The sequence below is a fragment of the Herbaspirillum sp. CF444 genome, assembly GCF_000282135.1.
Lineage (GTDB): Bacteria > Pseudomonadota > Gammaproteobacteria > Burkholderiales > Burkholderiaceae_D > Herbaspirillum.
Genome location: NZ_AKJW01000056.1, coordinates 1 through 18,071, shown reverse-complemented (window position 1 = coordinate 18,071; position 18,071 = coordinate 1). Strand labels below are relative to the sequence as shown.

Sequence of the window (18,071 nt, the reverse complement as noted above, 5' to 3'; positions counted from 1 at the left end):
TGCGTGACCTTCAGGAGTCAATTAGATGCCAGCCATGTCCATCGTGCGCGACACTTCATTCGGTCGGGAAGCAAACACGCATCTGAACCGGCCCACGGCCGCCGCCATCGTTGTCGAGTTGCTGGAAAAAACCTATGCCACCCACGACGGCGGCAAGGTGCAGGCGCTCGGACCGATTTCGGTCACGGTGCCGCAAGGCGGTTTCATGACCATCGTCGGTCCTTCCGGCTGCGGCAAGTCGACGCTGCTCAAGTTGCTCTCGGGCCTGATCCCGCGCTCGGCCGGATCGATCAAGGTCAATGGTGAAGAAGTGCGCGAGCCGCATCGCGACATCGGCATGGTGTTCCAGAGCCCGGTGCTGCTGCCCTGGAAAACCGCCATCGACAACGTCCTGCTGCCGGCCAGGGTGCTCGGCCTCGACATGGCGGCCAGTCGCGTGCGTGCGCAGGAGTTGCTGGAGATGGTCGGCCTGGCCGACTTCGCCGGACGTTATCCGGGCGAACTGTCGGGCGGCATGCAGCAGCGCGTGGCGATTGCGCGTTCGCTGATCCACGATCCCTCCATCCTCATGATGGACGAACCCTTCGGCGCGCTCGACGCCATGACGCGCGAGGTGATGAACCTGGAGCTGCTGCGCATCTGGCGCAAGGCCGGCAAGACCATCATCTTCGTCACGCACTCGATTCCGGAAGCGGTCTTCCTCGGCACCCACGTCATGGTCCTGTCCAATCGCCCCGGCCGCATCGCCGACCTGGTCACGGTCGACCTGCCGGCCGAACGCGGACTCGACATCATGTCAACCGACGCCTTCGGCGTGTTCAGCAACCGCATTCGCAGCCAATTCAATACGCAAGGATTCATCTGATGGAAAGCGTTCCGACCAGCGCGGCCACCACGCAAGCGACGCCTGCGCCGTCCTCCTTCAATCTGCGTCGCACGCTCAAGGCGCGTCCGGAACTGATGCTGATCCCCGGCGTGTTCGTCGCCGTGGTGGCGATCTGGGAAGCCATCATCCGCGGCTTCGACATCCCGATTTACATCATGCCGGCGCCGTCGAATATCGCCTTGTCGCTGATGAACACCAGCTATTGGGACAACGCGCTGTACACGCTCGGCGAAGCCATGCTGGGTTTCCTGCTGGCGGCGCTGTTCGGCATCGTGCTGGGCGGTGTGATCGCGCAATTTCCGCTGGCGGAAAAAACCTTGTATCCCTACCTGATCGCCATTCAGACCACGCCCAAGGTGGCGGTGGCGCCGCTGTTCATCATGTGGTTCGGTTTCGGCATGACGTCCAAGGTGATCATCGCCGCGACGATCGCCTTCTTCCCGATCCTGGTCAACGTCATCAGCGGCCTGCGCTCGACCGATCCGGCGCGGCTGGAACTGATGCGTTCGCTGCGCGCGACGCGCTGGCAGATTTTTACGATGGTGCGCCTGCCGGGCGCGCTGCCGATGATTTTCGCGGGACTCAACATCGCGATCATCTTCAGCATCCTCGGCGCCATCGTCGGCGAGTTCCTCGGCTCGCGCAAGGGACTCGGCAATGCGATCATGCAGATGAACGTCAATCTCGACACGGCGGGCGTGTTCGCGACGCTGTTCGTGCTGTCGGCGATCGGCGTGTGCTTGCATGTGCTGATGGGGATTCTGCAACGCAAGGCTTTGTTCTGGGCTGACAGTTCGAAGCTTCCCACCGTATAAGAAGCTGCCCGCAATCCGATTGCCGGACAAGTCGTGGGCGGAGAAAGCGTCAGGCCCGCGGCAATATTTCCTGCAATTTTTCAAGCGGCCGGCACAGCCGCGTCCCCAATGGCGTGACGACGATGGGACGCTCGATCAGGACCGGATCTTTCAGCATCAGATCGATCAACTGCTCGTCGCTCCACCTGGGGTTGTCCAGATCCATCTCGTCGTACGACGTGCCGCGACGGCGCATGATGTCGCGCACCGGCCGGCCGCTGTCGGCGACGATCTTCTTGAGCGTGGCGCGGTCGGGCGGCGTCTTCAGGTATTCGATCACTTGCGGCTCGATGCCGGCGGCGCGGATCATTTCCAGGGCGTTGCGCGAGGTGCCGCATTTGGAGTTGTGATAGATGGTGATGTCGGACATGGCGGCAGGCTTCATAAAGAATCGGGTAGGGAAGTATATGTCATACGCGCTAGCCTGCGCTTGGCGAAAACCATTGCTCCAGCCACGCAATCAGAGCATCCCACTGCGCCGCATCGCCCACGAAGCCGAGATAGCAGTCAGGCCGCGCGACGTGCAGATGGTAGGAGCCGAACAGGTTCCTGAACTCGCGATCCTGTCCATCCGCCAGTGCCGCCGCGATGTGCCGTATCGTCAGTACGGCTTCCCAACGGCGCAATTGTTCGCGCCAATCCTGCGGCAGTATCGGCGCCGCCGCGCCTTGCGCGATCAGCAGCGTCAGGCGTGATGGGTCCAGCAGCGCATACAGATTGCCCTCGCGCGATTCGTCGTCGCTGCTGTTGTGTTCCCACGCGATGACATCGATATCCGGAAGGCGGTCGCCGCCGTGCAGGCTGCCGCCGGCGTCATGCGTGACCGACAGCGGACTGCCGCGGTAGTCGATATTGATCTCGCTGATCAGACGCGTGGCGGTGTCCTGGATGACGTCGATGCTCAGCGCCAGCGGCGCAATATGCGTCACCAGTCTATGCACCAGCGTGTTGCGCGAATTGAGCACATCGGTGGCCGCCTCGGTGCGGGTGACGATATTGCGGATCACCGGCAAACGGTCGCGCTCGTAGGTATCGAGCAAGGCGGCATCGGCCCGGCCTTGCAGCACCAGCGCGAGCTTCCAGCACAGGTCGACCATGTCCTGGATGCCGGTGTTCATGCCTTGTCCGCCGGCAGGACTGTGGATATGCGCGGCATCGCCGCCGAAGAAGACGTTGCCTTGCCGCAGCGTCTGCAACATGCGGCTGTTGATGCGGAAGTGCGAACTCCAGACGACATTGGTCAGCGTCGCCGGCATCGGCGAATGCGCGTCGTAGATCGCCTGTAATTGCGAGAGCGTCGGCGGATCGTCGGGAATGTCGCGCACCGACTCCTCATGCTGTTGTCCGTCCGCATCGGGCTCGATGGCAATCATGCGGAAATGGCCTTGCGCCAGCGGAAACATCGCCAGAAAGCCGTGATCCGAAATGAAGATCGACAACTGATCCGACGCAATTTCGCCGCCCGCATACAGATCGGCCAGCGCATAGGTGGGTTTGAGCGACTTGCCTTCAAACGGCAGCTTGAGCGCGTGACGCGCGCTGCTGTGGGCGCCCTCGGCGCTGATCAGCACCGCCGCCTGCATTTGTTCGACGGTGCCGTCGGCATGGCGCAGTTCGGCCATGACGCCGCTGTCGGGCGTGGACGGTTGCGCTTGCACGAAGCCGATCAGTTCGACGCCGCGTTCTATCTGCACGCCTTGCTGCTGCAATTGCTCCGTCAGCAGGCGTTCGGTTTCGGCTTGCGACAACAGCAATACGTAATTGTGTCGCCCGGGAATCCGGCTCAGGTCGATCTTGCCGAGCAGCTTGCCGCGACCGTACAGGCTGCCCGCGCTGGCCTTGTTGCCGGCCGCCAGCATCTTGTCAGTCAGACCACGTTGCTGCAGCAACTCCAGCGTGCGCGCCTGCACCGCCAGCGCGCGCGAGGTCGTCGACGGCGCCGCCAGCTTGTCGATCAGGCGCACCGGCACGCCCAGGCGGGACAACTCCATGGCGGCGGTGAGGCCGGTCGGGCCGGCGCCGACGATCAAGACGGGATGATGTTGCATTGTCATGATTATTCTCCGGAAACGGACTGCAATGGGATGACGTACTGGTTGCGCTCAGATTGCCTGATGAGATCGTCTGACTTCGAGAATCCCGCGCAGTTTCTCGCGTGCCCGAGCAAAAACGCACTCGTCCCGTCCCGAACCAGTAAAATGCGGAATTCGACCGGCGCCGCCGCCGGTTCTTTTGACCCACTATCCCCTCAGCATGGACACAATTCTCGCTCTCAAAGCCCTCATCATGGGCATCGTGGAAGGCCTGACCGAATTTCTACCGATTTCTTCCACCGGACATCTGATTCTTGCAGGCAGCCTGCTGCATTTCGCCGGCCCGGCGTTTCCGAAGGAAAAAGTCGACGTCTTTGAGATCGTCATCCAGGCCGGCGCCATCCTCGCCGTGTGCTGGGAATACCGCGCGCGCATCGCGTCGGTCATCGGCGGCCTGTTCAGCGACCGCAAGGCGCAGCGCCTGGTGATCAACCTGATCATCGCCTTCCTGCCGGCGGCCATCCTGGGCTTCCTGTTCAGCAAGAAGATCAAGGCCGTGCTGTTCGCACCGGTGCCGGTGGCGATCGCCTTCATCGTCGGCGGCCTGATCATCCTGTGGGTGGAGCGTCGCAACAAGGGCCGTGCCGTCTATGCGCGCATCGATTCGGTCGACGACATGACGCCGCTGGACGCCTTCAAGGTCGGTTGCGCCCAGGCCTTTGCGCTGATCCCCGGCACCAGCCGTTCCGGCGCGACGATCATCGGCGGCATGATGTTCGGCTTGTCGCGCAAGGCGGCGACCGAGTTCTCCTTCTTCCTGGCGATCCCGACGCTGTTCGCCGCCACCATCTATTCGCTGTACAAGGAGCGCGCCTTGCTGAGCGCCGCCGACGCGCCGCTGTTCACCATCGGCACCGTGGCGGCCTTCATCTCGGCTTTCTTGTGCGTGCGCTGGCTGTTGCGTTACATCAGCTCGCATGACTTCACCGTGTTTGCCTGGTATCGCATCCTGTTCGGCCTGGTGATTCTCGGTACTGCCTACAGCGGCGTGGTCGCCTGGGTGGAATAAGTCTGGATTGAATAAGTAAATAAGGAATTCATCGTGGCAAATGTATGCAGCGCCGGTCTCGATATCGGCTTCGCTTCTCTGGATTATCTGCAGATCGGTTTCCTCGGCATCGTTCAGGGCATCACTGAATTGTTGCCGATCTCATCCACGGCGCATATGCGGATCGTGCCGGCGGTGCTGGGCTGGCATGACCCGGGCTCGGCGTTTTCGGCGGCGATGCAACTGGCGGCGCTGGCTGCGGTGGTCAGTTATTTCTGGCGCGACGTCTCTGCCGTCACCACCGGCAGCATCGCCGCATGGAAGCAGCGCGATTTCAACAGCCCGATGTTTCGCCTGGCCGTCGCCATCATCCTGGCGACCATCCCCATCGGCATCGCCGGGCTGGCCTTGTCGCATGTACTGAACGCCTGCGGCTCGCCATTGCGCAGCCTGTCGGTGATCGGCTGGTCGTGCATCGCCATGGCGATCCTGCTGGCGATTGCCGAACTGGCTTGCCGTCATCGCCGCAGCGTCGATGAGATGCGTTTGCGCGATGCGCTGATCGTCGGCATCGCGCAGGTCGGCGCGCTGATTCCGGGCGTGTCGCGCTCGGGCTCGACGCTGACCGCCGCGTTGTTCCTCAATTTCAAGCGGGAAGAAGCCGCGCGCTTTTCCTTCCTGCTCGGCTTGCCGGCGATTGCGCTGGCCGGCCTCAAGGAACTGGCCGTGCTGCTGCATGCGCATATCCCGCTGCAGGCATGGTCGCTGCTGTTGTTCGGCATCGTGGTGGCGAGCCTGTCGGCGTTTTGCGCGATCTGGGGATTGATGAAATTCCTCGAGCGTTTCTCGACCTGGCCTTTCATTGTTTATCGCGCCGCACTCGGCGTGTTTTTGCTGGTTGCGGTCAGCAAGGGATTTTTGCAATAAATGTCAGAGATCGTGTCAGAGCTAGTTCACGAGCAGCAATCCAGGGCGCTGCACATCCTTGAAACCGTATTCGGCTATTCGTCGTTCCGCGGTCAGCAGGGCGACATCGTCCGGCACGTGGTGCAGGGCGGCGACGCCCTGGTGCTGATGCCGACCGGCGGCGGCAAATCGCTGTGCTACCAGATACCGGCATTGGTGCGCGACGGCGTCGGCGTGGTGGTGTCGCCGCTGATCGCGTTGATGCAGGACCAGGTCGACGCGTTGGCCGAAGTCGGCGTGCGCGCGGCCTTCCTCAATTCCACCCAGACCTTCGATGAAGCGATGCAGATCGAGCGGCGCGTGCGCAGCGGCGATCTCGATGTCTTGTATGTCGCGCCGGAACGCCTGATGACGCCGCGCTGCCTCGAGCTGCTGGAAGCGGCGCACATCGCGTTGTTCGCCATCGACGAGGCGCACTGCGTGTCGCAATGGGGGCACGACTTCCGTCCCGAATACATCAAGCTGTCGGTGTTGCACGAGCGCTTTCCGAACGTGCCGCGCATCGCGCTGACGGCGACCGCCGACCAGCAGACCCGCGAAGAAATCATCCATCGCCTGCAGCTCGAAGACGCGCGCCAGTTCGTGTCGTCCTTCGATCGTCCCAACATCCGCTACCAGATCGTCGAAAAGGCCAACGGCCGCAAGCAGCTGCTCGATTTCATCGAGAGCGAGCATGCCGACGACGCCGGCGTGGTGTACTGCCTGTCGCGCAAGAAGGTCGAAGAGACCGCCGAATTCCTCAAGCAGAGCGGCATCAACGCGCTGCCGTACCACGCCGGCATGGACTACGCCAAGCGCACCGCCAACCAGGCGCGCTTCCTGCGCGAAGACAAGATCGTCATGGTCGCCACCATCGCCTTCGGCATGGGCATCGACAAGCCCGACGTGCGCTTCGTCGCCCACCTGGATCTGCCCAAGAGCATCGAAGGCTATTATCAGGAAACCGGCCGCGCCGGCCGCGACGGCTTGCCCGCCAATGCATGGATGGCTTACGGCTTGCAAGACGTGGTGCAGCAGCGCCGCATGATCGCCGAGTCGGAAGCCGACGAGACCTTCAAGCGCGTGCTCGGCATCAAGCTCGACGCCATGCTCGGCCTGTGCGAGACGCTGCATTGCCGCCGCGTGCGCCTGCTCGATTATTTCGGCCAGCATGGCCAGCAGGCTTGCGGAAACTGCGACATCTGCCTGTCGCCGCCGGTGTCGTTCGACGGCACGGTGATGGTGCAAAAGCTGCTGTCCACGGTGTATCGCGTCGATCAGCGTTTCGCGCCCGGCCATGTGCTGGACGTCTTGCGAGGCATCGATGGCGACAGGGTCAAGCAATGGCACCACGACCAGCTGTCGGTGTTCGGCATCGGCAGCGAGCATGGCGAAGCCGAATGGCGCGCCGTGTTGCGCCAGGTCATCGCGCTCGGTTTGCTGACCGTCGACCATGAAAACTATAGCTCCCTCAAGCTGACCGAAGAGGCGAAGCCGGTCCTGCGCGGCGAACAAAAGATCCAGTTGCGCCAGTACCAGAAACCGGTCAAACCGAAACGCACTTCGTCCAAATCCAATTACGTCGAAACCGACCTGTCGACCGAAGAACAGGCGTTGTTCGACAAACTGCGCTGGTGGCGCGTCGAGACCGCGCGCAAACACAACGTGCCGGCCTACGTCATTTTCCACGACGCCACCATGCGCGAAATCGCCAAGGCGCGGCCGTCATCGCTGGACGACCTGCGCGGCGTCACCGGTGTGGGGGAAAAGAAACTGGAAACTTACGGCACGGAAATTATCGCGCTGATTCAGGAAATATCTGAGTGACATACCCGGTGGTACGTATCATGCTTTGCCATAAGTAGATATATTGTTAATACATTCGGTCCGATCTTGCAGCAGGGGGCCGTCGGTGTACGACGCTATATTTCCGCGCAAACACAAGCATGGGGGGTATATGAAGCTGACCGATCTGAAGATAGGTACGCGTCTTGGCCTGCTGGCGGCGTTGTTGCTGCTGGCGACCATTTTTGTCGGCGTGCGGGGCTGGATGACGCTCAACGAGAGCTTTGAGCAGAACACCCAGGCGATGCAAAAGGCCGCCATCATCGAAAAAGCGATCGACTCTGCCCGCAGCGCTCAGGTGCAGTTCAAGATCCAGGTGCAGGAATGGAAAAACACCTTGCTGCGCGGCAAGGACATTGCGTCTTTCACCAAATACCGCCAGGCCTTCATTGACGAAGGCAAAGCCACCCAGGCCAACCTGGACAAACTCGGCAGCCTGCTGCCGGCGCTCAACATGAGCACCGACAAGCTCAAGCATGCACAGCAGGCGCATGCCGACCTGGGCGTCCACTATCTCGCCGCGCTCCAGAAAGAATACAAACCGGACGACCGCGACAGCGTCGGGCGTGTCGATGACGCCGTCAAAGGCGCCGACCGCGTGCCGACGCAGATGATCGACGACATCGTCGCCGACGTGCGCAAGGCCGCCGACAAATTCCGTGAAGAAATCGCCCTGGATACGGCATCCGACTATCGCCAAGCGCGCCTGACGCTGGTGGTGTCCATCCTGCTGGCGCTGGTGCTCGGCAGCATTGTCACCTTCTGGCTGGTGACCAGCATCACGCGGCCACTCAATATCGCCGTGACGATTGCCCAGACGGTGGCGGCCGGCGATCTGCGCTCGCAAGTGGTGGTCAGCGGCAAGGATGAAACCGCGCAGCTGCTGCAAGCCCTGAAGGACATGAACGACAACCTGGTCAAGATCGTCAGTGAAGTACGCGCCGGGACCGACACCATCGCCACCGCCTCCGGCGAGATCGCCACCGGCAACCAGGACTTGTCCTCGCGCACCGAAGAACAAGCCAGTTCGCTGGAAGAGACGGCGGCATCGATGGAAGAAATCACGTCGACCGTGAGACAGAACGCCGACAATACCCAGCAAGCGAACAAGCTCGCCGCCGATGCTTCCGGCGTTGCCGTCAAGGGCGGCGAGATGGTCGCAGCGGTGGTCGATACCATGAACGCCATCGAGCACAGCTCGCACAAGATCGTCGACATCATCGGCGTCATCGACGGCATCGCCTTCCAGACCAACATCCTCGCCCTCAACGCCGCCGTCGAAGCGGCGCGTGCCGGCGAACAGGGCCGGGGTTTTGCGGTGGTTGCCTCCGAAGTGCGCACGCTGGCCCAACGCAGTGCAACCGCGGCCAAGGAAATCAAGGAACTCATCGGCGACTCGGTCAGCAAGATCAACGCCGGCACCAGCCTGGTCGCCAACGCCGGCCAGACCATGCAGGAAATCGTTGGCGCGGTCACGCAGGTGGCAACCATCATGGACGAGATCACGCGCGCCAACCGCGAGCAAAGCGTCGGCATCGACGAAGTCAATCGCGCAGTTGAGCAAATGGACACGGTCACGCAGCAGAACGCCGCGCTGGTGGAAGAAGCCGCCGCCGCTGCAGAAAGCCTGCAGGATCAGGCGGCCGGTCTGGCGCGCGCGGTGAGTGTGTTCAAACTGCGCGCCTAACCTGTCTGCGATCTTGCTGCGAGGTCATGATCTGCGAATTGGCAACCCTTGGGCGCTGCTCGGAATCCTCACGTACCAGAGTACGCTCCAAGGGTTGCGCAACTGAGCTCCGCTCCGTCCGCCACCAGCTGATGGCCTTTCGCTACAGATCGCAAACAGGTTGGAAAAAGATATCAGGGCTGTTTGATGAACACGAGATCCCACACGCCGTGACCCAAGCGCAGGCCGCGGTTTTCGAACTTGGTGACAGGGCGGTAATCGGGACGCGGCGCATAACCTTCGGCGGCGTCGGTGCTGTTTTTCAGCGTCGGCTCCGCGCCCAGCACTTCCAGCATCTGGATCGCGTACTCTTCCCAGTCGGTGGCGCAATGCAGGTAGCCGCCCGGCGCGATGCGCGACGCCAGCAGGCTCACCAGCGGCCCCTGGATCAGGCGGCGCTTGTTGTGACGCGCCTTGTGCCACGGATCCGGAAAGAACACATGCGCGCCGGCCAGCGCGCCGGGTGCAATCATGTTGGTCAATACTTCCACCGCATCGTGCTGGATCAGGCGCATGTTGGTCAGGCCCTGCTCGCCGATCTGTTTCAGCAGACTGCCCACGCCCGGCGTATGCACTTCCACGCCGATGAAATTCTTCTCCGGCATGTCCGCCGCAATCTTCGCGCTGGTGTCGCCCATGCCGAAGCCGATTTCAAACACCGTCGGCGCCGTGCGTCCGAAGGCCGCATCGATATCCAGCGTCTCCTTTGCATACGGCAACAAGAACTGCGGCCCCAGCTCCTCGATGGCGCGCGCCTGCGCCCCCGACAAGCGGCCTGCGCGCGTGACGAAGCTGCGGATGCGATGTTCGGTCGGATCGTAAAAAAGCGGTTTGCCGGACTTGTTTTCTGACATGAATGACTCGTGAAGCGAAATATCGGGGGATGGAATTGTTATGCGGCGTGCAAAAGGTATGCAAATAAGGCAGCGATGGAAAACGTTTGATTGTTCTGCACCCGAGCCGCACCCTGGAGCGGGTGAAGGGGATCGAACCCTCGTCGTAAGCTTGGGAAGCTTCTGCTCTACCATTGAGCTACACCCGCGTTGGGTAGGGATTATACCGGGTTACGGGTGGTTATTTCTGACGTTGGAAATTGCTGGGGGCGTTACTGGTGCGACTGCCTTGATTGGCTATTCATTTTTTCTCTTCCTCTGCAAGCGCTTTGTTCACATCGGTAATACGGGTATTAATTCCCGCCTTATCTTCATCCTTCGTCGTTGACGCATCGCGTTCTGCTTGCAAGGATTGCAGTGTCTGTTTTAAACGGGTAATGCGTTGTGCTGACGTTCCTTGTGTTCCCTCCAGAAGCGCTTTTTGCAAACCGTCGACAAATGAACAGGTATTGTGTAGATCGATCACGTCGCTGAATGCTTGATAGACGGGATACGCGTTCACGTCGCTCTTCATTGAAGTATGAATTGCCAGCATTTTTGTATCGCGCATTTCCACAATTTTCTTATCGACGGCAGTAACGAGCATCTGCTTATAGATGGTCTCGTTAATCAGAGAACGCTCTGAATTGCTAAATAGTGCCAATGCACCCAATATCGATTTTCCTTGTGCGCTAGCAGCAACCGCCGCACCACCGGCAAATAAACTCGTTGCCGTACCAAGAGTAATATTCCAAGCTGCCTCATTGCCATAGAGTCCCCTGCGGTAGCGCAAGCACTCCTCTGCCGAAGTCATCACTAAAGCTGAAATAGCAAAATTGCGTTGTTGCGTGCAGATGCCACCAAGGGTGGTTATGTCAGCACTGCTTAACGGTGCGTAGCATTTAGGCTCTGTGATGAGGGTGTTGGTCTTGGTCTTGAGCGTCTCGTATGTGGTTGTTAGCTCAAGAGAACTCAACGGGTGAGCCGAGTAAGGCTGATACATATGAGTGCAGCCAGCCAAGAAAGATAAAGACAATCCAGCTGCTACCCGATTTATTTTTAGCATCGCTTCCCCTAGTGAGTTTCTATTTGTTGTTTCACGCGACTATTAGCTAAGTATTTTCGAAAATGTAAGATCCCGTCAAGGAGATTGTTCAATGATAAAGCCTAGTGTTATTTTTCTACGCATACCCGACCGAATGGATGGGCTGTCAGCGAATATCCCGACGCGGAAGTAACATTTTCGTTTTCTTTCATATTTTTATACTGCTACTTGAGTATTACCAATACATATCGCAATTTATTACTCATCAATGCTAATTGCAGGCGGGCATTAATTATTTCTCGCCAATAAACCAATCAAGGCAGTCGCACCAGTAACGCCCCCAGCAATTTCCAACGTCAGAAATAACCACCCGTAACCCGGTATAATCCCTACCCAACGCGGGTGTAGCTCAATGGTAGAGCAGAAGCTTCCCAAGCTTACGACGATCGATCTATGACCGTACTTTCAGCAGCTAACGCTAATGTTGCTCTTCAGTTGCCCGATCAGGTCTGCCGTCAAATCCCATTCCGACACTACTCTCATTTAATGCCCTCATTGAAGCTGGAATTGAGCTGTATTCCAGTTCGATTTTTTACGTCATGGTAGCCTTGATTCAAGGCTATTATTGCGATTGGCCGGGTCTGGACTGCGGATCGTCCAAATACGCAAAAGCGGAGCTGATTAATAGGCAAAACAACACTCAGCTGCCAAATGAGAGACGGCTGGCAGACATGCGGTTTTAAGGGCGCATCCGGTCAGGTTGGACGGACACGGCGCGCCAGTTGCACAGAATTTTTTTCATCTGCACAAATAGAAGCAAGGCTTCTGAACGGAGGAAAACGATGACACGAGTTCGCGTTGATTGCTTCACCGTCTCGCTCGACGGATACGGAGCAGCTCCGAATCAGGGCATCAGCAATCCGCTTGGCGTTGGCGGGATGGAACTGCACTAGTGGCTGGTCCCGACACGCACGTTCCAGCGGGCCTTGTTCGGCAAGGATGAGGGTACGACCGGGGTTGACGATGGTTTCGCTGCTCGCGGCTTTCAAAATGTCGGGGCCTGGATTCTTGGAAGGAACATGTTCGATCCCAATCGCGGGGACTGGCCGGACACAAACTGGAAAGGCTGGTGGGGAGACAATCCGCCGTATCACGTTCCGGTTTTCATCTTGACCCATTATGCTCGTCCCACGATTGAGATGGAAGGCGGCACGACGTTCCACTTCATAACAGGAGGCATTCGTGAGGCGCTCGACCGTGCGCGCGCGGCCGCTGCCGGATTGGACGTGCGGATCGGCGGCGGGCCGGACACAATCCGGCAGTATCTCCGCGAGGGCCTCATTGATGAGCTGCACATTGCCATCGCGCCGGTCCTGCTCGGCCGCGGAGAGCCGTTGTTCGAAGGCGTTGACTTGCGGGCTCCGGGATACGAATGCGTGGAATTCGTGGCGTCGGAGAAAGCCACGCATGTCGTCCTGCGGCGACAAGGACATACAGACGCCTGACCACCGTTGAAGACCGACGTCCCTGTTGGCTTTAACAAGCATCAGATAGACGGAGAGTCGGTAGGTGGTCGCGTGAGTCCGCAAGATTCAGAACGATGAGAGCACGGTCAACGTATTCATGATTGGACCGTTATGCAGGGAGGTTGCCGGGGGGGGGGACGGCCCATTTCGTTCTATCTCATCCTGTCTGAAGGTTACACCAATGACCCTGTCATCCAGAAACATTCGCCGTCTTGCTGTCGCAGCACTGATGATTGCCCTGGGCACCGCCGTTGCAAGAGCCGAGTCCTTCGTCCACCCGGGTGCCTTGCATGCCCAGGCCGATTTCGATCGCATGAAAGCCAAGGTCGATCAAGGTGCGCAGCCTTGGCTGGACGGATGGAATATGCTGATCAACAATCCGCATGCCTCGCTGAAGTGGCAGCCTCGTCCTGCCAACGTGGTGTACCGTGGCAAAGACGGTGCCGGTCATCCTGAAAATTACGGCACGCTATTCAACGATGCCGCCGCAGCCTATGCGCTTGCTTTGCGCTGGAAGATCAGCAGCGACGATGCTTATGCCGACAAGGCGGTCGCCATCTTGGATGCATGGTCCGTCACGTTGACCGAAATCAATGGAAGTTCGGATAAATTCCTGGCATCCGGCATTTACGGCTATCAGTTCGCCAATGCCGCAGAAATCCTGCGCGCCTACAAGAAATGGCCGGAGCAGGATTTCCGGCATTTCAAAACGATGATGCTCAATGTGTTCTATCCGATGAATCACGATTTTCTGGTGCGGCACAACGGCGCAAAGATAGATCACTATTGGGCCAATTGGGATCTTGCCAACATGAGTTCGATGATCGCCATCGGCATACTGACCGACCGGCGCGATATCTACAATGAGGCGGTCGACTATTTCAAGCACGGCCAGGGGAATGGCGCTATCGAACATCTGGTATGGCAGCTTTATCCGGATGGACTGGGACAAATCCAGGAAAGCGGGCGCGATCAGGGGCACAGCACGCTTGACCTGGCGCTGGCAGGCGCATTCTGTCAGATGGCCTGGAATCAGGGCGACGATCTGTTCGGCTATCAGGACAACCGCTTGCTGCGTGGTATCGAATACGTCGCCAAATACAATCTCGGCAATGACGTACCTTACGTGATTTACCGCAACAGCGACGTGACCCAGGATGTCATTTCCAGTAACGGTCGCGGCGACATCCGCCCGATCTGGGAACTGCTTTACAACCACTATGTGATTCTCAAGAGATTGAAAGCGCCCTATACACAAATGTTCGTCGAAAAAGTGCGTCCGGAGGGCGGTGGCGGCAATTACGGTTCGAATAGCGGCGGCTTCGATCAGTTGGGCTACGGAACGCTGACTTACACGTTGAAATAGATATGAGCATGACCACCGTTGTTGGGCACCGATAAAAAAACGCCAGGCTTCATCGGAAGCCTGGCGTTTTTCATGTAGCGGGACTGCTAGTTACAGCGCCAGATCGGCCTTTGGTTTGTTCTTGCTCTGATCGCCTTGAGGCGCCTGCGGCACCACCGTCCGGTCGATCGCCGGAGGGGGCGTCAACTGCAGGATCTGACTGGTATACAGCCATTCCTGATATACCCGGTCAGGGTTGTCGTTGAGTCGGGTGCCGTAGCTCGGCACGATCTGGCGAATCTTGCTCTGCCAGGCCGGCGTCGCAAGCTTGTCCTTGAATACTTTCTCAAGCACGTTGAGCATGATGGGCGCGGCCGTCGATGCGCCCGGAGAAGCGCCCAGCAAGCCGGCGATGCTGCCGTCCCTGGATGCCACGACCTCAGTGCCCAGTCTCAGCTCGCCGCCCTTCTTTTCGTCGCGCTTGATGATCTGCACGCGCTGGCCGGCTTGCCACAGGCGCCAGTCTTCTTTTTTCGCATCAGGGAAATACTCCTTCAAGGCGTTGAAGCGATCGTCGTCGGACAGCATGAGCTGGCCGGCCAGGTATTCAACCAGCGGATACTGTTCGACGCCGACCTGCATCATGGGCCAGATATTGTGCGTGGTCATGCTCGAGAACAAATCAAGGTGCGAGCCTTCCTTCAGGAACTTGGTGGAGAAGGTTGCAAAGGGCCCAAACAGAATCACGCGCTTGCCGTCCAGGACGCGGGTATCCAGATGAGGAACCGACATCGGCGGAGCGCCAACCGAGGCCTTGCCGTAAGCCTTGGCCAGATGGCGCTCGGCGATGGCCGGATTGTCGGTGACGAGGAAGGAGCCGCCCACCGGGAAGCCGGCATAATCATTCGCTTCGGGAATGCCCGACTTTTGCAGCAGGCGCAAGGCGCCGCCGCCGGCGCCGATGAACACGAACTTGGCATCGGTCTGCGTGCTGGTGCCGTCCTTCAGGTTCTTATAGCCGATACGCCAGGTGCCATCCGCATTGCGCGTGATGTCTTGCACTTCGCTGGACAGCTTCAGGGAAAAATTCGGCTTCGCTTTCAGATAGGTGACGAACTGGTTCGTGATTTCGCCAAAGTTCACGTCGGTGCCGATCGGCGTCCAGGTGGCGGCGACCTTCTGGTTGGCGGCGCGGCCTTCCATCATCAACGGCACCCACTTCTTGATCTGTTCCGGGTCTTCCGAATATTGCATGCCCCTGAACAGCGGGCTGGCTTGCAGCGCCTCGTAGCGCTTCTTCAGGTATTTGATATTGTCGTCGCCCCACACAAAGCTCATGTGCGGCGTGGAGTTGATGAAGGAGCGCGGATTTTTCAGGACATTGTTCCTGACCTGCCAGGACCAGAATTGACGCGAAATCTGAAACGCTTCGTTGATTTCGATGGCCTTGACGATCTCGACCTTGCCATCCTTGTTTTCCGGCGTGTAGTTCAGCTCGGCCAGGGCGGAATGCCCGGTGCCTGCGTTGTTCCAGCCGTTCGAGCTTTCCTGGGCGACACCATCGAGCCGCTCGACCATTTCCATCGACCAGCCCGGCTCCAGTTCATTGAGCCAGACCCCGAGGGTCGCACTCATGATGCCCCCGCCGACGAGCAGGACATCCACTTTTTTGACTTCGGCGGCATGCGAAGGCACGAGCGACAACGACAACGACAACACAAAACCCAGCAGTGCCAGGCAAGACTTTTTCAACATGATCTAATCCACGTTCACTAAAATGACATCAGTACTCTATGTAAGCCCCTGTCATCCGGACTGCTCTTCGTCAGTCTCCGAGGCCGCTACGCCCCTGAGCTACACCCGCGTTGGGTAGGGATTATACCGGGTTAAGGGCAAACGTTTCTGACGCGGGAAATCGGCTCATGAACGGCTCTGTCAAGTAAAAACAAACGATGCCGGGGCCATGCCGGCAACGCGCCCGGCAATGTCCAACCTCAGAAACAACCACCCGTATGATGAAAAGAAGCGGGCCATGGCAAACACCTGTTTGCATGTCCTTTGCCCTTATCGCGCCGGCCATTAGAATAGCGATTTGCCACGCCGGGCCGCTGCCATTCTTACACTCTACATTGCCGACGAAGAAGTCGAACTCACTGCCATCCGCGCACAAGGCGCGGGCGGGCAGAACGTCAACAAGGTATCGAGCGCGATACACCTGCGTTTCGATATTCGCGCTTCGTCCTTGCCGGACGATGTGAAGCAGCGCCTGCTGGCATTGCGGGATCATCGCATCAGCAAGGAGGGGGTGGTCATTATCAAGGCCCAGGCGTACCGCAGCCAGGAAAAAAACAAGGCGGACGCCTTGCAGCGTTTGCAGGAAATGTTGGCGCTTGTCGCCCGGGTGCCGGTACTGCGCAGGCCGACTCGTCCCACACGCAGTTCGCAGCGCAAGCGGCTGCAGACCAAGACACAGCGCGGCGAGATCAAATCGATGCGGGGGAAAGTGCGTGATTGATGCAAACCTGACCGAGCCACTTTGCCGCTGTGTTCGTCCGCGGTACTGATGTCATAATATCGTCGCTCAGGTATGCATTGTGCATGCCGCGTTCCAATCACAGAAAGCACTACGATGATACGTGCGGTCAAAGAAACCAAAACAACAGGGACCAGCTTGCCCGACAGAAAGATCAACGCCATCCGTATGGCCATTGCCTATGCCGGCGGCGTGGCAGTGATGGCGCTTTTGTTCCTGGCAGCGTATTTTCTGCTCGACAATATCGTCATTGATCAACGCAGTACTGCACAGCGCATTCATATCGTCGAACAGCAGCGCATGCTGTCGCAACGCATTGCGCTGCTCAGCACTGATCTGTATGTCGGCGATACGTCCACCAGCGAGGCCTTGCAAGATGCCGTCACCCAGATGGAGCGGTCGCAGGATATCCTCAGCGGCAAAGGCGATCCCGCGGTGGCCCGCCAGCTCACTGCGGCAGAACATGAGCTGTATTTTGTCGGCAGCTCTCCGCTCGATGCCGAAGTCCGCAGTTTTCTGGACGACGCTCGCCGTTTCATCGGCGCGACCAATATGAACGCCGGCAACGAGGCCTATCGGGCGCTGCAACACCATTCTCGCGATCTGCTGTTGCCTGCGCTCGATCGTGCGGCTGCTTTGTTCGCCGAGCAGGCCGATATCCGCATTGAACAGGCACGCAAGGCGCAACAGTTTTTGCTGATAGCGCTGCTCATTGCGCTAGCGCTGGAAGCGATGCTGATTTTCCGTCCCATGGTCACGAAAATCCGGCGTTACAATGCGCATCTCTACGAGATGGCCACCCGCGATCCTCTCACCGGGCTCGCCAATCAGCGCCACTTCAACGAATATGCCAACCGCGAATTCCGGCTGGCGCGCCGCACCGCAAAACCCTTATCGATGGCGGTCTGCGATATCGATCAGTTCCAACAAATCAATGACAAGCATGGACGCGCTGTCGGCGATGCCGTGCTGCGCCGCTTCGGCGAATTGGCGGCGCGCATATTGCGCGACACGGACATCATCAGCCGCGTCGGCGGCGAAGAATTTGCGTTGGCGCTGCCTGTCATGAATCTGCACGGAGCGATGATCATCGCCGAAAAACTGCGTCGCGGCATGGCCGAGAATAAAAGCGATAATCTGCCGCCCTTCACCATCAGCGTTGGCGTCGCAGTCAGTGAACACGGCGACAAGAAAATGGAGGACCTCTTGCAACGTGCCGGCAGCGCGTTGCAGGTGGCCAAGGCAGAGGGACGGAATCGTATTTCCTGTTTAAGCGGTCCGCCGGAAAAAAAGCAATCGCACAGCGACGCCGTTTCTCAAGATACCGGCATCACTTCCTGATATCGAGGCAGTATCGAGAGAAATATCGCATGCGCAGCTTGGTTTTAAAAAGATAAAAAAATACAACAGATG

Annotated in this window: 14 protein-coding genes, 1 tRNA gene and 2 pseudogenes; 10 read left to right on the top strand and 7 right to left on the bottom strand. The window is 58.9% G+C overall.

Annotated features, from left to right (window positions below; translation table 11 throughout):
- The first annotated feature begins 25 nt into the window (after nucleotides 1–25).
- Complete coding sequence (locus PMI16_RS09850) at nucleotides 26–865, top strand: ABC transporter ATP-binding protein (protein WP_007879040.1); 840 nt, start codon at nucleotides 26–28, stop codon at nucleotides 863–865.
- On the top strand, nucleotides 865–1,701 hold the full coding sequence (locus PMI16_RS09845; protein ID WP_007879039.1) for an ABC transporter permease: 837 nt from the start codon (nucleotides 865–867) through the stop codon (nucleotides 1,699–1,701). The genes PMI16_RS09850 and PMI16_RS09845 overlap by 1 nt, the downstream gene beginning before the upstream one ends.
- Before the next feature lie 55 nt (nucleotides 1,702–1,756).
- On the opposite strand, the pseudogene arsC reads toward PMI16_RS09845, so the two are convergent.
- Both arsC and PMI16_RS09835 read right to left on the bottom strand, forming a co-directional pair.
- A pseudogene (gene arsC, locus PMI16_RS09840) lies at nucleotides 1,757–2,110 on the bottom strand (arsenate reductase (glutaredoxin)); the annotation flags it as partial.
- A gap of 49 nt (nucleotides 2,111–2,159) precedes the next feature.
- Nucleotides 2,160–3,794 (bottom strand): FAD-dependent monooxygenase, encoded by a 1,635-nt coding sequence (locus PMI16_RS09835; RefSeq protein WP_007879035.1) that lies wholly within the window; start codon nucleotides 3,792–3,794, stop codon nucleotides 2,160–2,162.
- Between the two features lie 199 nt (nucleotides 3,795–3,993).
- Between PMI16_RS09835 and PMI16_RS09830 the strand changes: the two genes are divergently transcribed.
- From PMI16_RS09830 to PMI16_RS09815, 4 genes are all read left to right on the top strand, one after another.
- Complete coding sequence (locus tag PMI16_RS09830) at nucleotides 3,994–4,842, top strand: undecaprenyl-diphosphate phosphatase (protein ID WP_007879034.1); 849 nt, start codon at nucleotides 3,994–3,996, stop codon at nucleotides 4,840–4,842.
- Between the two features lie 33 nt (nucleotides 4,843–4,875).
- The gene (locus tag PMI16_RS09825; protein ID WP_007879033.1) at nucleotides 4,876–5,748 is read left to right on the top strand and encodes an undecaprenyl-diphosphate phosphatase; all 873 of its coding nucleotides are present in this window, start codon (nucleotides 4,876–4,878) and stop codon (nucleotides 5,746–5,748) included.
- Complete coding sequence (recQ, locus tag PMI16_RS09820) at nucleotides 5,749–7,593, top strand: DNA helicase RecQ (protein ID WP_007879032.1); 1,845 nt, start codon at nucleotides 5,749–5,751, stop codon at nucleotides 7,591–7,593.
- A gap of 130 nt (nucleotides 7,594–7,723) precedes the next feature.
- Nucleotides 7,724–9,298 carry a methyl-accepting chemotaxis protein gene (locus PMI16_RS09815; RefSeq protein ID WP_007879028.1) on the top strand — a complete coding sequence of 525 codons (1,575 nt, stop codon included), beginning with the start codon at nucleotides 7,724–7,726 and terminating at the stop codon, nucleotides 9,296–9,298.
- 173 nt (nucleotides 9,299–9,471) lie between these two features.
- Here PMI16_RS09815 and trmB read toward each other — a convergent pair whose 3' ends face one another.
- The 3 genes from trmB to PMI16_RS09800 form a co-directional block, all read right to left on the bottom strand.
- Complete coding sequence (gene trmB, locus PMI16_RS09810; RefSeq protein WP_007879027.1) at nucleotides 9,472–10,191, bottom strand: tRNA (guanosine(46)-N7)-methyltransferase TrmB; 720 nt, start codon at nucleotides 10,189–10,191, stop codon at nucleotides 9,472–9,474.
- Nucleotides 10,192–10,305: 114 nt separating this feature from the next.
- Nucleotides 10,306–10,379, bottom strand: a tRNA-Gly gene (locus PMI16_RS09805).
- Nucleotides 10,380–10,471: 92 nt separating this feature from the next.
- A complete protein-coding gene (locus tag PMI16_RS09800; RefSeq protein ID WP_007879026.1) occupies nucleotides 10,472–11,275 on the bottom strand; it encodes a hypothetical protein in 804 nt (267 codons plus the stop codon).
- Between the two features lie 821 nt (nucleotides 11,276–12,096).
- Here PMI16_RS09800 and PMI16_RS09795 point away from each other — a divergent pair.
- A pseudogene (locus PMI16_RS09795) lies at nucleotides 12,097–12,759 on the top strand (dihydrofolate reductase family protein).
- A gap of 118 nt (nucleotides 12,760–12,877) precedes the next feature.
- Nucleotides 12,878–14,146, top strand: coding sequence for an alginate lyase family protein (locus tag PMI16_RS09790; RefSeq protein ID WP_202801649.1), 1,269 nt, complete (start codon nucleotides 12,878–12,880; stop codon nucleotides 14,144–14,146).
- Nucleotides 14,147–14,236: 90 nt separating this feature from the next.
- Here PMI16_RS09790 and mqo read toward each other — a convergent pair whose 3' ends face one another.
- The gene (mqo, locus tag PMI16_RS09785) at nucleotides 14,237–15,880 is read right to left on the bottom strand and encodes a malate dehydrogenase (quinone) (protein WP_007879023.1); all 1,644 of its coding nucleotides are present in this window, start codon (nucleotides 15,878–15,880) and stop codon (nucleotides 14,237–14,239) included.
- A 337-nt stretch (nucleotides 15,881–16,217) separates the two neighbouring features.
- On the opposite strand from mqo, the gene arfB reads away from it, so the two are divergent.
- A complete protein-coding gene (gene arfB, locus PMI16_RS09780) occupies nucleotides 16,218–16,640 on the top strand; it encodes an alternative ribosome rescue aminoacyl-tRNA hydrolase ArfB (protein WP_007879021.1) in 423 nt (140 codons plus the stop codon).
- A gap of 66 nt (nucleotides 16,641–16,706) precedes the next feature.
- Here the strand turns inward: arfB and PMI16_RS25830 are convergent, their stop codons facing one another.
- Complete coding sequence (locus PMI16_RS25830; RefSeq protein WP_157212590.1) at nucleotides 16,707–17,033, bottom strand: hypothetical protein; 327 nt, start codon at nucleotides 17,031–17,033, stop codon at nucleotides 16,707–16,709.
- On the opposite strand from PMI16_RS25830, the gene PMI16_RS09775 reads away from it, so the two are divergent.
- The gene (locus PMI16_RS09775; protein ID WP_157212589.1) at nucleotides 17,028–17,999 is read left to right on the top strand and encodes a GGDEF domain-containing protein; all 972 of its coding nucleotides are present in this window, start codon (nucleotides 17,028–17,030) and stop codon (nucleotides 17,997–17,999) included. The two genes, PMI16_RS25830 and PMI16_RS09775, sit on opposite strands and share 6 nt — an antisense overlap.
- The last annotated feature ends 72 nt before the right edge of the window (nucleotides 18,000–18,071 follow it).